The organism is Bradyrhizobium sp. MI1.11 (assembly GCF_055811255.1).
On record NZ_JBVVPM010000076.1, the window covers coordinates 1 to 13,808 of the forward strand.

11 protein-coding genes and 1 tRNA gene are annotated in these 13,808 nt (G+C 62.2%); 9 read left to right on the forward strand and 3 right to left on the reverse strand.

Annotated elements, in window-relative coordinates; genetic code table 11:
• The coding region (locus AC0L30_RS38665; RefSeq protein WP_473406461.1) for a PAS domain-containing protein at window positions 1-3,113 on the reverse strand (3,113 nt) is incomplete at its 3' end.
• A gap of 651 nt (window positions 3,114-3,764) precedes the next feature.
• Between AC0L30_RS38665 and AC0L30_RS38670 the strand changes: the two genes are divergently transcribed.
• From AC0L30_RS38670 to AC0L30_RS38695, 6 genes are all read left to right on the forward strand, one after another.
• Window positions 3,765-4,196, forward strand: coding sequence for a phasin (locus tag AC0L30_RS38670; RefSeq protein ID WP_007596705.1), 432 nt, complete (start codon window positions 3,765-3,767; stop codon window positions 4,194-4,196).
• A 310-nt stretch (window positions 4,197-4,506) separates the two neighbouring features.
• Window positions 4,507-4,583, forward strand: a tRNA-His gene (locus AC0L30_RS38675).
• 723 nt (window positions 4,584-5,306) lie between these two features.
• Window positions 5,307-5,489 carry a helix-turn-helix domain-containing protein gene (locus tag AC0L30_RS38680; protein WP_044590027.1) on the forward strand — a complete coding sequence of 61 codons (183 nt, stop codon included), beginning with the start codon at window positions 5,307-5,309 and terminating at the stop codon, window positions 5,487-5,489.
• Window positions 5,490-5,513: 24 nt separating this feature from the next.
• The gene (locus AC0L30_RS38685) at window positions 5,514-5,825 is read left to right on the forward strand and encodes an ImmA/IrrE family metallo-endopeptidase (protein WP_473304382.1); all 312 of its coding nucleotides are present in this window, start codon (window positions 5,514-5,516) and stop codon (window positions 5,823-5,825) included.
• A 719-nt stretch (window positions 5,826-6,544) separates the two neighbouring features.
• Complete coding sequence (locus AC0L30_RS38690) at window positions 6,545-6,763, forward strand: rubredoxin (RefSeq protein WP_085357752.1); 219 nt, start codon at window positions 6,545-6,547, stop codon at window positions 6,761-6,763.
• Window positions 6,764-6,825: 62 nt separating this feature from the next.
• A complete protein-coding gene (locus tag AC0L30_RS38695) occupies window positions 6,826-7,470 on the forward strand; it encodes an FMN-binding negative transcriptional regulator (RefSeq protein ID WP_007600163.1) in 645 nt (214 codons plus the stop codon).
• 281 nt (window positions 7,471-7,751) lie between these two features.
• Here AC0L30_RS38695 and pdxR read toward each other — a convergent pair whose 3' ends face one another.
• Together pdxR and AC0L30_RS38705 are read right to left on the reverse strand one after the other, a co-directional pair.
• Window positions 7,752-9,284: a MocR-like pyridoxine biosynthesis transcription factor PdxR gene (pdxR, locus tag AC0L30_RS38700; RefSeq protein ID WP_473304379.1), complete on the reverse strand. Its 1,533-nt coding sequence runs from the start codon at window positions 9,282-9,284 to the stop codon at window positions 7,752-7,754.
• A gap of 811 nt (window positions 9,285-10,095) precedes the next feature.
• A complete protein-coding gene (locus AC0L30_RS38705) occupies window positions 10,096-10,992 on the reverse strand; it encodes a LysR substrate-binding domain-containing protein (protein WP_473304377.1) in 897 nt (298 codons plus the stop codon).
• 110 nt (window positions 10,993-11,102) lie between these two features.
• Between AC0L30_RS38705 and AC0L30_RS38710 the strand changes: the two genes are divergently transcribed.
• From AC0L30_RS38710 to AC0L30_RS38720, 3 genes are read left to right on the forward strand one after another with little or no spacing between them, the layout of a single operon-like run.
• Window positions 11,103-11,852 carry an SDR family NAD(P)-dependent oxidoreductase gene (locus AC0L30_RS38710; RefSeq protein ID WP_473304374.1) on the forward strand — a complete coding sequence of 250 codons (750 nt, stop codon included), beginning with the start codon at window positions 11,103-11,105 and terminating at the stop codon, window positions 11,850-11,852.
• A 24-nt stretch (window positions 11,853-11,876) separates the two neighbouring features.
• Window positions 11,877-12,728, forward strand: coding sequence for a transketolase (locus tag AC0L30_RS38715; RefSeq protein WP_473304372.1), 852 nt, complete (start codon window positions 11,877-11,879; stop codon window positions 12,726-12,728).
• Window positions 12,725-13,771 (forward strand): transketolase family protein, encoded by a 1,047-nt coding sequence (locus AC0L30_RS38720; RefSeq protein WP_473304369.1) that lies wholly within the window; start codon window positions 12,725-12,727, stop codon window positions 13,769-13,771. Before AC0L30_RS38715 ends, AC0L30_RS38720 begins: the two co-directional genes overlap by 4 nt.
• The last annotated feature ends 37 nt before the right edge of the window (window positions 13,772-13,808 follow it).

The window sequence follows — 13,808 nt, forward strand, 5'->3', positions numbered from 1 at the left end:
CCGGCGCTGGCGAGCCGGATCGAGTTGGAGATCAAGTTCATGGTGATCTGCCGCATCGCGCGCGCATCCGCGCTCACCTGCGGCAGCGCATGGCCGAGCGAGGTGCGGATGATGATGCGCTCGCGATTGGCCTGCGGCTGCATCACGACCACGCAGGCCTCGACCAGATCGTTGAGGTTGAGGTTGGCGAAGTTGAGGTCGAGCTTGCCGGTCTCGATCCGCGACAGCTCGAGCAGGTCGTCGATGATGGCGATGACGCGCTCGCCGGAGGCGCGGATGTCCTTCATGTACTCGCCGTAGCGCTCGTTGCCGAGCGTGCCGAAGCGTTCCGAAATCATCACCTCCGAGAAGCCGATGATGGCGTTGAGCGGCGTGCGGATCTCGTGGCTGATCCGCGCCAGCATGTCGGCCTTGGCATTGGCCGCGCCGTCGACTAGGCGTCGCGCCTGCGTCAGCTCGCTCTCGCCCTGCTTGCTGTGCGAGAGGTCGCGGAACACGGCGAAGAAGTTCGGGCCGTCGGGCCGGGTGCGGCCCATGATCATGGCGAGCGGAATCACGCCGCCCTTCTTCTCGCGCCCCAGCACCTCGCGGCCGTGGTCGAGCAGGCTCGCGATGTCCTGGCTCTTGAGGTTTTCCAGATAGTCGATGACGACATGCTGGCTCTCCGGCGCGAACAGCGTCACCAGATTCTGCTGCATCAGCGTCTCGCCGTCATAGCCGAACAGCGCCTCGGCGCTGCGGTTGCAGGCGTGGATGTTGCCTTCGGCATCGAACATCACGATGCCCTCGGCCGTGGTGTCGAGGATCGCGGCGAGATCTTCCGCGTCCGCCTCGCCGACGTCGGGCTCGGGCGGGAAGGTCTCGGGGACAATGGTCTCTGCGATCACGGTCTCCGCAACGACGGGCGCAGCGGGTGCTGCTTGCGGCAGCGCGCAGATCAGCGCGTGCGCGCTCTCGCCGTCCCAGTCGATCGCGTGCAGATGCGCTTCGGTGGTCGGCAGCGGCGCTTCGCCATTGGCGAGCGTCGCGCTGATCGTGACAGGCGTGCCTGCTTGCGATGTGCTGCTGGCCGCGGACACGCCCGGCTCGACATAGAGCGCATCCAGCCCGCCGGCGTTCTCCAGGGCGCTCAGGCTGGCATAGCCCATGCGCGCGAGAAACGCGGGGTTGGCGTAGAGCAGGCGGTCGAGCCGGTAGATCAGGATGCCTGATGGCAGCAGGTCGAGCAGCGCGCGGTCGCGCGGGCTGTGGCCGTGCGCCGGCGGCGCGGGCGCGCTCAGCCATTCGGCTGGCGTGTGCGGCGTCTCAGACTTGGGCTCGGGCTCCGGCGTCGGCGCTTCGGGCGTGATCTCGGCATCCGGCGGTTCGGCCGATGCCGCGATGGTTTCCTTGTCGCGTTCGAGGCGCTCGGACAATTGCCGGGCAAGCTCGTTGAACGCGCTGTTCTCGACCGGCGTCAGCGTCGGCGATCGCGTGTCGCCGGGCGCGCGGAACGGCAGGACATTGGGAGGCGTTTCCACTGGGGTTTCCGGATCGGTTGGATGTGAATTCGCGTCGGTTGTGGGTTCGGGCGGTTTAGCTTCAGGCTCAGGCTCAGGCTCAGGCGCGGGCGGTTCGATCGGCGGAGGCGGCGCCTCTAGCTCGGGTTCGACCATATCGGCGGACAGGCTTTGCGGCGCCTGCGGTTCGGCCAGCAGCTCAAAACGCCTGAGCGCGTCGAGCCGGTTGAGGCCATCGAGATCGCGGCAGACGCCAAATCCCCTGAAGCCCGCGAAGTTGCGGTCGCCGTCGTAAACCGGAAGTCCGGCAAGCTCGACCGGCAGATGCTCGCAGCCGTCGGCCGGCCAGTTCACGGTGATCCCGGCCCAGGTATCCTTGCTGGCAAGCGCCTGCGCCACGCGGCTTTCAGGGTCGAGCGCGAATGCGTCGGCGATCTCGTGCCAGGGGCGGTCGAAGCCGGCGGCCGTGCGCGGGCCGATCAGGCGGATGAATTCGTCGGACAGAAGCACAAAGCGGCCCTCTGCATCCACCTTCCAGAGGAAGCGCAGCGGATGCTGACGCGGTGCGGGCGGCTCTTCGTGGCCCGACGGCGGCTCGACCATGCCGGTCACGGTCGGCGCGGCCTGCGGCGACACCATGGCTTCGGCCGAGTTTTCAACCGGAGTTTCTGGCGCGGCCTCGGCCGCTTGCTCGACGGCTTGCTGGATCGAGACGATCTCAGTGGCCGGCTCGCGCGCGGGCGGTTCGTGCGCGATCGTTGCGTCCGGCGCGTCGACCGGCTCGGCAAAGGCGTCGAACAGCGCGATTTCGGATGGCGCATCGTGCGACGGCGCAGCTTGAACATGCTCCGGCACGGCGGCGGGAGCAGGAGGCGGCGCAGCCTCACGCTGGACAATGTCTTCGCGCGCGACCTCTTCAGCGGCCTCGGCTTTAACGTCATCAGTCGCAGCCGCCGCCTGCTGCACGGCAGGCTCGATCAGCGCGACCAGCCCGACATCGGCCCCGCTGCCGACCCGCTGCAGCACCATCTGGCCGATGCCGATCGGCGTCTCGGCGCGACCCTGGCGAAGCGCGTCGCTGCGCGCCCGGTCGAGGCCGGCTTCGCCGAGATCGCGGAAGCCAAGCAGGGTGCGGGCCGTTTCGCTGGCGCCGACGAACAGGCCATCGGGCGCGAACGCCGCCATCGGCGTCTTGGCGCCGTCGACCAGACGAAGCAGGCGCTCGACCAGCGGCATGGTGCGCAAGCCCGGGTCCATCGCCGTGACGAGCACAGCGCGGCCGCCATCGGCGAACTCCAGCCGCGCGCAGGCGCAGGTCATCAGCGTGCCGAGCCGCGCCCCGAAGCCGCGCAGCCGTTCGAGCCGGATGGCCCCGTTTGGAGGCAGCCGGCCGGCAAGCCGGATGATCTGCCGGCGGTGGCTGTCGGTGGGCCCGAAAATCCTGTCCGCCAGCGCCGTGGCATTGGCCGCGCCGAACAGCCTTGCGCCGACCGGATTGGCCCAGAGCACGCGCGTGCCGTCGATCGACCAGAGCCAGGCGGGCAGCGGCGAGGTCGCGTGCACGGCCAGCCGGGGATCGCCCACGCCTCGCAACTGGAAATCCGAACTCGTCATCCGACCGGCTTCGCGTCCCGCTTGTGCGCATGGCTGCCGGGAATGGCAGCCTTAAGAAAGGGTTAGTATCGCCCGCAGCCGCGGGCAGGTCCACGTCCCAAGCCTATGCGGCAAGGCCTAAAGCCGCGATAACCTTAATGTCCCCGACCCCGCAAGGCGTGCCGGCGCTGCATCCGCAGGATTCGCGCGTGGCAAATGGTCAGTCGCATCAACCCGAACTCGCGCCCCACCCAAGCTGCGTTCCCTCCCCCCTTGTGGGGGAGGGCTAGGGAGAGGGGTAAGCCCAGCAAAAGGTGTCAGTCGTTGCCCTGAGGCCCAGAGCGCGACGGACAGAATCCCCGTGTGGCACCCCCCTCCCTGACCCTCCCCCACAAGGGGGGAGGGAACGGAGAGAGCGCTGCTGGCCGTCGCAAACTCCCTCAACCACCGGTTCCCCTGCCCGGGAACCTCATCCTCCCCGAGATTAAATTTTGCAATGCACCCTCCAAACCCGTTGCGTTGCACAATGTTGACATTTTAGGCAGCCATGGTCCCCGCGCTGGGCGAGCCATCATTCGTTTCGTGTTTCCAGTCTTCGCACCCGTCACCCGGTTGGCCGGCGGGCGCGCCTGAAGGCTCACTCCGTTTTTTCATTAGTGTGAGGGACAAACCATGACAGGTGCGACTGATCCGTTTTCTGCCTCGATCATTCCGTTCGAGGTCCCCGAGCAGATGCGTGCGTTCGCCGAAAAGGGCGTGTCGCAGGCCCGCGAGAACTACGCCAAGTTCAAGGACGCCGCCGAGACCCACAACGGCACCGTCGAGGCCGTGTTCTCTTCCGCCCACAAGGGCGTGAGCGAATACACCGCCAAGCTGATGGAGTTCGCGAAGGCCAACACCAAGGCCCATCTCGACTTCACCCAGGAGCTGTTCAGCGTGAAGGCGCCGCAGGATGCGTTCGCGCTGTGGACCAACCATTCCAAGGCGCAGCTCGAGACCTTCCAGGCCCAGGCCCGGGAGCTCGCCGAGATCGCCCAGCGCGCTGCCACTGCCGCCGCCGAGCCGATCAAGGCCTCCGCCGCGAAGCTCTACCCCGCCGCCTGATCCGGCCGGGACGTCTGAATTAAGAACCCGGGCTAAAGCCCGGGTTTTTTCTTCACCTCTCCCGCCTGCGGGAGAGGCCGGGAGAGGGCTCTCTCCTCACCGGGAGTGTCGCGACCAAGCGGGCGAGGGGAGCGCAACCTCGCTGCGGTCGCCATCAAGCCTGATTTCATTGCGCTGAGGGTGATTTACCCCGGTTTTTCGTCTGTTTGCGGCCTTGCCAAAAACGCCCGTTGCACCTAGTTTCCGCCCCGTCCAGCCCCCCTCGGTGACCGGCCCTTTCAAGGGCGCCCCTCGGGCGGCTCGCAAGGATGCAGTTGTAGCTCAGTTGGTTAGAGCGCCTGTCTGTGGAACAGGAGGTCGGTGGTTCGAGCCCACCCAACTGTACCAACAAAATCAATAGCTTCTGCCATCAACGACGAAAAGGTTGCAATCGCAAGCTACCGCGTAGCTACCACGGCAACGGCAAGAGCGTTCTGGTTCCAAAAACGTTCGTAGTGATGGACGGACCCTTGGCCTAGATCGGCGCGGCGAATGCTCTTTGCGCTTCGGTTGGGTCGTTTCTGGCGCGAATCTGGTGCGGTCAATGTCTGCTCGTGCAAGCGAGTCGGGATTGACATCTAAAGGTCTCTATCGCCGTACTTCTTTTCAGGATGATCATCGAGCGGACCGATTTGGGCCTCTCAAGGCTGAAACAGGGGTTCGATTCCCCTAGGGAGCGCCAGCAAACTCAGGCACTTAGGTCGCCATCAGCCACGTTCGTTGAATAATGGTTGAATAAGACGCTGGTGAACAGCGGCGAACGCTTGGGGAATTTGCTGCCGAGATTTAGCAGACTGGCCTCGGCGCAATGCCTCGCTGTGGCTGGCGCACTCGCGAAAAATTTCCTCGTCGCCCCTTTGTATCCGGAAATACTCAAACCGCCGCTGACGTGCGCTGTCGTACGCGAGTGCCCTCGGATGCTCGCATTGACGTTGCTCATCGCACAATCAACCCTTCTGTCGAGCTTTGCGCGAATAGGAGAGCCACGTGAGATACAATCGACGAGAGAAAACTGGCGGACAACAGTCACAAGTCAGCCTATCCGCTCCGAAAGCCGCAGAACCGAGCACGATGCCATTCGCCCAGCGGCTCACCTGCACGATTGACGATGCATGCGAAGTGACCGGCTTGGGACGCACGAAACTTTACGAGTTGATAGGAGCTGGGCGTATCGTCACGACAACGATCGGACGTCGGCGACTAGTAGTGGTGCGCTCTCTCCTGGCGCTCCTTGACACCAACATGTCGAACTAATGGACGTGCGACTATCGCCGCGAGTTGAATCTCGATCAGTTTAGTCCGCTCGACCCTCGTATCCTGGCTGCAACATTTGGTATTCGCGTGTGGACGCCGAAAGACGTTCCAGGTCTTTCAGCAGCGGCACTGAAGCAACTCCGTAAGGTCGATCCGGACAATTGGTCTGCTGTCACGATTTGCGTGGGCACCAAACGCGTCATCATCGTCAACGACCAACACTCGCCGGAACGGCAGAACAATTCGATCATGCATGAGCTCTCGCACATCATTTTGAAGGACAGGGCGGCACAGGCATTCGTCTCACCTAACCTCGCCGACTGCGATTCTATGTGATCTTGAAACCGCAAAGATGGCGGACAATTGGGATGAAACGTCGTGTCTCTCCAGATTTGCTCGTGGAGGGACCGAACGCACGACAGAAAAAGAAACAATCTGCTCGCCGTCAATCTTTTTCAACGGGATCGGTAGCCTTCAATCGATCGGCTTGAAATCCAAGGGCACGCAAGAGTTGAAGACTACTCCACCACCAGGAACAAAAAGAACGTATGCGAGTTGCACATCGCTCAACCCATTATCGTTTCAACTGGCGTTAGCGGCGCCAATCTTCTTGCATGATGGCTAGACCCGTTTCACGCCCGAGTGCAATTGCAGAAAGCTCAGGACTGCAGCGGCCGTTTGGCTCGCTACAAAGCCATTTGTAACGCCGCCGGCCGGCCGCTGGACGGTTCTGGCTCATTTGCGCTCTTGTCGGAAGACGGAATGCACAGCCGACGCCTCGCAGGCCTTTGCGCCGACGAAAGCGGCGGCGCGTGACTGAGCGACCCAAGGCTTCGCGGTCATGGTTGTCCAACAGTCGGATGACCAGTTTCGGCTGCTCGAAGAAGGAATGCACGTCTTCTCTGAGAGATATTCCTACTGCCGGGTTGACGGCCTTGACCAGAACCAGCGGACGTCAATCTGGTACAGCAAGAATGCCGCAGACTGGCTCTATGGAAGGAACCAGTTCTAGCCTACATCGGTGTCATGAATGCTCCACAGCATAGGCCACCGAGATGAGCAATGAAAGCGCTCACCTGCACTCTGAAACAGCGATCGGCGCACCGGTTTACAAGACCTGGATGTGCGCGCTCTGCGGGGTTGTTTACAGCGAGCGGGAGGGATGGCCGGACGAGGGCATTCCGCCGGGCACTCGCTGGGAAGACGTCCCCGACGAGTGGATCTGCCCCGATTGCGGCGCAGACAAGAGTGAATTCCAGATGACTGAGGTCTGAACGAAATCCCGTTGATGCTGCGAGCAGCGTGCGCGGCATTCATCAATTGCCAGGGAGCTAGCATGTACGTCCCCCCACATTTCGCCGAGTCGCGCCCTGAGGCGCTTCACGATCTCATCAACAAAAATCCTCTCGGCATCCTCTTCACTAACGGGAAGAGCGGGCTCGACGCAAATCACCTGCCTTTCGAGTTGCATGCGAAGGAAGGGCAGCAGGGCGTGCTTCATTCACATGTGGCTCGCGCAAATCCCATTTGGCAGGATATCGCGACGGGAAACGAGGTGCTGATCGTATTCCGCGCCGGGGATGCCTACATCGCGCCGAACTGGTATCCGAGCAAGGTCGAGTTCAAGAAGCAGGTCCCGTCCTGGAACTATATGGTGGCTCATGTGTACGGACGCGTGACAATCCGCGACGATGAGCGTTACGTTCGTGGCATGGTCGCGCGGCTGACGCGCATCCATGAGGCGAAGCAGGCCGATCCTTGGAAGATGACTGACAGCCCCAAGGACTACATCGATATGATGCTCAAGATGATCGTCGGAATCGAGATCGAGATCACACGACTCGTTGGCAAGTCGAAGCTTAGTCAGAATAAAGAGGTCCGGGACATTCTCGGTGCAGGGAACGCGCTCAAGGCCCAGGGCAAGGATGTGATCGGCGATGCAATGCTGGCCGCCGCTGTGGCCAAAGCGGAGCAGGCCTGACTCATATCCGACGGAGCGACATGCTCGGAGAAATCGTGGCGCAACGACCTACTTGTAATCCTCGGGTATGACGGGGCCAAACCCATCGGCGGCCCTGCGCAAGCATGGATAATCTCATTCGCCCTACGATCGTCTGCCGCTGGCGAAAGCTGTAGTTGGACTCAAAAACTGGAGATCAGTGCGCGTTCTTCCCGGCGCGCTGCGAAGCACCCAACCCAATGTTCAAGTTCGCGGCGAGCGCCGATTGCTGCGAATGAGACCTGAGTGCGGCCATACAGATATTATCTGGCAGTTTCCATCCGTGGGCGCTTGGACAGTTCGGCCTTTCTGTTCGCGCGGACCGATGCCTCAAGGACACCTTTCAGGCGGACTGCGGCCGCCTGCAATTCCGCGACGGAAAAGCCGCCGAAGCCGAGCATTAGACCGAACCGAGCAGGCGCATTTTGGTACATGGGCGAGATCGGTCGCACAACCAGCCCGGCCTTATGTGCTTGCTCGGCAAGCTTGACGTCGTCGAGGCCGGCAGGAAGCCAAAGCACCAGGTGCATACCTTGGTCGCTGGGTTGGAGCGCTGTCCAGGACGGCAGCTCCGTCTCAATGGCGGAGATCAGGGCCACGCGCCGTTCTGCGTAAGCGCCCCGGATGCGCCGTATGTGAGCTTCGAAATAGCCCTCGCGCATATATTGCGCGAGCACATATTGATCGGCTGTCGGAGAATGGCGGTCAATAAGAGCACGGGCGCCCGCGAACGCATCCACCAGCGGAAGGGGAACGATGGCGTATCCGATCCGCATGGATGAAAACAGCACTTTGCTCATCGTCCCGAGATAGACGACACGTGTAGGATCGAGTCCCTGCAGGGACGGAAATGGATGTCCCGCGTAGCGAAGTTCGCTGTCGTAATCGTCCTCGACAATCCAGGCATTGTTTTGACGGGCCCAGGACAGCAGAGCCGTGCGTCTCCCCATGCTCATCGGCATGCCGAGCGGATATTGATGCGATGGCGTAACGAACGCGACCCGAGCCTTCGGGCATCGGACGAGACCTTCGTGGACGTCGATGCCCTGCGCGTCGACGGGAATGCGAGAGGTCTGGACGTTGAAGTTTCCGAGAACCGCGACAATACCGGGATAGGCGGGGTCTTCCGCCCATACTGCGTCTCCGTCCGCAAGAAGAACGGTTGCAGCCAGAAAAAGACCCTGCTGCGTACCCGCCGTGATCACGACCTGGCCGGCCTCGCATTTCACTCCACGGGCTTTACGAACGTAGTCAGTAATCGCGAGCCGCAAATCAGGCAATCCTTTCGGGTCGATGTATCCCGACGGGGCAGCCACGCGCAGCGCTCGGACGCGATTACCGAGACGGCGCCACTTGTCATCCGGGGCGACCGCGCCTGCCGGATGAGCGATTGCAAATGGCGCCGTCCCTTGCGGCCGAAGAGCTTGCGCGACCTCTGCAAGACGGGCGACGTTCTCCCGCAACACAGGGCCGATCCGCGGCGGCGCAATGAATGCCTGCGGTGGGCTGACGAGTTCGCGACCGCCGTTGACGTTGGCGACCATCGTGCCGCCTCTGGCGCGCGCCTCGAGGTAGCCTTCCGCATGTAGCTGACCGAACGCCTCGATGACCGTACCCCTCGCGAGTTGGAGCGATGCCGCGAGGGCGCGGGTGGACGGCAGCCGTTCGCCCGGCTTCAACATCCCGTTTGATATCGCCTCGCGAAGTGCCTGCGTGAGTTGTTGTCCGACCCGGCCTGCGGCCTTGTCGAGAGAGCCCAGCGAGGGAATTGCGATGATGTTTCGGCGCCTTGCCATTGCCGTTCTGGTCTACCTGTCCGCTCGTACTTTGAAGTCCAGAATAGACCAACTCTGTGAGTCATTGAAAGAAATCGTCACATACCTCTCTACCGCTCGGTTTCGACATCCCGACCCGCCGAGCAGCGATGGCCTTGCGGGTCAACGACCATTTCCCCACGACGTAGGTAGCTCGGCCCGAGGCCGTGGAAGATCGCCTCGTTGAATCGACGGGCTGAGCATCTTCGTTGTTGAGAGGCTATCCAGTTTCGAAGCCCGTCGAGAGTGTGAAATCCATCGGCCGCGTAGCAGCGGACGTCCGGAAGGAAAGCCTGCATCAATTCGGCGAGCGCATGTCCCGGATCGAGGTCCAAGCACCCTGCTGGCCCTCAGCTCTGCCAGGGCCTCCGGGGTCGCCGACCGCTCGATGAGGCGCGCGAGCTGCAAAGTGAGCTTCACTGTTGCATCGCTTGCGGAGAAGATGCGCTCGCCGTCGCCTCCTGCGAGCAGAATCCGCTGGCTTTCGATCGGCCTCGCGCCTGCTGGCGGCGAGCGCCTCTTGCAAGGGTTTGCGGGCGCGCGCGAGCCGTGACGTGCGGGAAGTGATCTCAATGCGTGTCTATATGTTGAAGGCGGCTGCGGCGCTCAGGCGCTACATCGATGATCGACTTGTACAGATGGATCGGCGAGCATCAGCGATAGCTCCCTACCAGACCGATGAAGAATGCATGATCTGAGGTTCTCCGCAGGCGCGGACGCCCCGGCGGCGAGGGTTGCTGTTCGGCGCCAAGCAGAGGTTTGCCCTGAACCAAGCTCCAGCCAGACCTGCAGTTCATTGCGAGGAGCGGGCGTCTTCACCGTCGAGCTGAGCCAGCAGCCAGTCTGCAAACGCTCGTACGGCCGATCTTTGTCGGCTGGCGCGCGGATAGATGAGACGGTGACCGACGTAACTGATATCGATCGCACGTCCCGCCAATGGGGCAACCAATCGCCCATTGGCCAGTTCAAGCTCGGCCAGGAGGGTTGATTCCAACGCCACTCCCAATCCCTCCACAGCGGTCGCAATCGCAAGAAAGCTCCGATCGAACCTCATGCCGTGGAGCGCGGGGGCTTCCAATCCGTTGGCAGCGAACCATTGATGCCACTGCACCTGCTTCACGTCTGAGCGGATGAGCGTCTGATCGAGGAGATCAGCGGCCTTCCTTATCGATTTTGCGAGCGAGGGAGAGCAGAGCGGCGTGACCGTCTCCTCTGGTAGAGGAACAATCTCGACGCCTTCCGCGCGCGGCGGACCGTAGACGATGTCGATATCGAAATCATCGTTGCTGAAGCGCGCATAATCCGTGCTTGCGGCCAGTCGAACCTCGAGCTTCGGGTAAGCAGCGAGAAACTGCGCAAGCCGTGGCGCCAGCCATTGCGCAGCAAAACTTGGGGCGGAATGGACGCGCACCAGTTGTGGGCCGCGGGCGGCGACTTCTTCAAGCCCGCGGCGGAGCTGATCGAACGCCGCCCCGGTGTGACGCATCAGATTTTCGCCGGCTGGCGTGAGCCGCACAGATCGCGCGCTGCGCTCGAACAGAACGGTCCGAAGCGTGGCCTCCAGCTTGCGAATCGCGTGACTGACGGCGCTCGGCGTCAGGTGAAGCTCATTCGCCGCATCGCGAAACGATCCGGTCCGGGCTGCGGCTTCAAAGGCACGAATTGAGGATATCGGGATCTTCGAGAGCATTCGATAAGTGAACCAGATTCATCGATCCGTGACAACTGCGCGTTTGTAGGGCCGGCCTCCGCAGGTCATTCCTAAATCCAGCAAGGAAGAACAATTTGCGGGAGGAATTGATGCTGCTCAGCGGTAAGACGGCAATCATTTCGGGCGCGGCCTCGCCGCGGGGCATCGGGCTCGCAACCGCCCGGCGGTTCGCCGCCGAGGGCGCTCGGGTGGCCATTCTGGATATCGACGCCGGCGCCGCGGCGGACGCTGCGGCATCGCTTGGAAAGTCCCACATTGGACTGGCGTGCAACGTCGCCGACAAATCGTTCTGCGAACAGGCAGTCACCCGTGTGATCGAAACCTTCGCAGGCATCGATATCCTGATCAACAATGCCGGGATCACCCAGGCCGTCAAGTTCCTGGACATTTCGCCGGCAGATTGGGATCGAATTCAGGACGTCAATCTCAAGGGTATCCTGTTTCTGTCCCAGGCGGTGATCCCGCATATGCGCGCACGGAAGTCCGGCTCGATCGCGTGCATGTCGTCCGTCTCGGCCCAGCGCGGTGGTGGAATTTTTGGCGGGCCACACTACTCGGCTGCGAAAGCAGGGGTCCTTGGCCTCGCCAAGGCGATGGCGCGGGAGTTCGGCCCTGACGGGATTCGCGTCAACTGCGTTACGCCCGGCCTGATCGGCACGGATATTACGGCAGGCAAGCTGAATGATGAAATGAGAGCGAAAATTCTGGAAGGCATTCCGCTCAATCGCCTCGGCACGGCAGAAGATGTCGCCGGTATCTACACCTTCCTGGCCTCGGACCTATCTGCCTACGTTACGGGTGCCGTGATCGACGTCAACGGCGGCATGCTTATCCACTGAGCCAGCGAGATAAGGTCCAGATCGATGGAAACGCCCACCAATGCGCTTATCAACGCGCCCAAGCTAGCGGACCGCGCCTACAACATCCGCCGCAATGCGCTGCGCATGGGCGAAGTCCAGGGGCAGGGTTATATCGCGCAGGCGCTCGACATCTCCGATGTTCTCGCCGTGGCCTATTTCCACGCCATGCGTTACCGGCCTGAAGACCCGTCATGGGAGGGCCGGGACCGCTTTCTGCTCTCCAACGGACATTATGCCATCGCACTCTACGCAGCTTTGATCGAGGCGGGAATTGTCCCGGAGGAAGAACTCGAAACCTATGGCAGCGACGAGAGCCGCCTGCCGATGTCGGGCATGGCCTCCTACACGCCCGGAATGGAAATGTCGGGCGGATCGCTCGGACTTGGGCTGAGCATTGCCGTCGGCATGAGCCTAGGACTCAAGCGCAAGAGATCCGAGGCACAGGTATACACGTTGTTTTCCGATGGCGAACTCGACGAAGGCTCCGTCTGGGAAGCGATCCAGTCGGCAGGCCACTACAAGCTCGACAATCTGATCGGCATCGTCGACGTCAACAATCAGCAGGCGGATGGTCCTTCCACGCAGGTTATGGCCTTCGAGCCGCTGGTCGACAAGCTTCAGGCCTTCGGCTGGTTCGTGCAGCGGATCGACGGCAACGATCTCGATGCCGTACTTGCCGCGTTCGACGCGGCCAAGTCCCATTCCGAGCCCAAGCCGAGGATGATCGTCGCCGACACTCTGATGGGGAAGGGCGTTCCTTTCCTGGAGCAGCGCGAGAAGAATCATTTCATCCGCGTCGAGCAGCACGAATGGCAGCTCGCGCTTGCCGCGCTGGAAGCTGGGAGGCAGGCATGAGGACCATCAGATCAGCACCGCAGCCGCGCAAGCCGCGCCTGACCACCTCCGCCATGATCGCATCGATCGCTTCTGAGGGACAGAAGACGAAACCGGCGCCCTTTGGACATGCGCTCGTCGAGCTCGCCCGCAGCCGCCCTGAGGTGGTCGGCATGACGGCCGATCTGGGCAAATACACCGACCTGCACATCTTCGCGAAGGAATTTCCGGACCGTTATTATCAGATGGGCATGGCCGAGCAGCTTCTGTTCGGCGCTGCGTCGGGCCTTGCCGCCGAAGGCTTCATGCCGTTCGCGACCACTTACGCCGTGTTCGCATCGCGACGGGCTTACGACTTCATACACCAGACGATCGCGGAGGAAGATCGCAACGTGAAGATCGTCTGCGCGCTGCCGGGGCTGACCTCGGGCTATGGCCCGAGCCATCAGGCCGCAGAAGATGTCGCCCTGTTTCGCGCGATGCCGAATATGACGGTCATCGATCCCTGCGATGCTCACGAAATCGAGCAGCTGGTGCCCGCCATCGCGGCCCATCACGGGCCTGTCTACACCCGCCTGCTGCGCGGCCAGGTGCCGCTCGTGCTGGACGAATATGATTACAAATTCGAGCTCGGCAGGGCCAAGCTGATTCGTGACGGGAAGGACGCCCTGGTCATCTCATCCGGCATCATGACCATGCGTGCGCTCGAGGCGGCGCAAACCTTGAAGGGCGACAGCATCGATACTGCGGTGCTGCATGTTCCAACCATCAAGCCGCTCGACACTGAGACGATCTTGCGTGAAGCCGGCAAATCGGGCCGTCTTGTCGTCGTTGCCGAGAACCACACGTCGATTGGCGGCCTTGGCGAGGCAATTGCCGCGGTTCTAATGCGTTCAGGCGTTCATCCGCGTTTCCGCCAGATCGCATTGCCGGACGAATTTCTTCACGCTGGCGCACTTCCGACACTGCACGACCGCTACGGGATTTCTACCGCAGAGGTCGCAAGGCAGATCAAGCAGTGGCTTGCACCGGCGCTAAGCGCCAATCCAGCCAAGTCCTTGTGAGGAGCTACACCCGTCGCATGTTGCGGCGGCGAGCGAT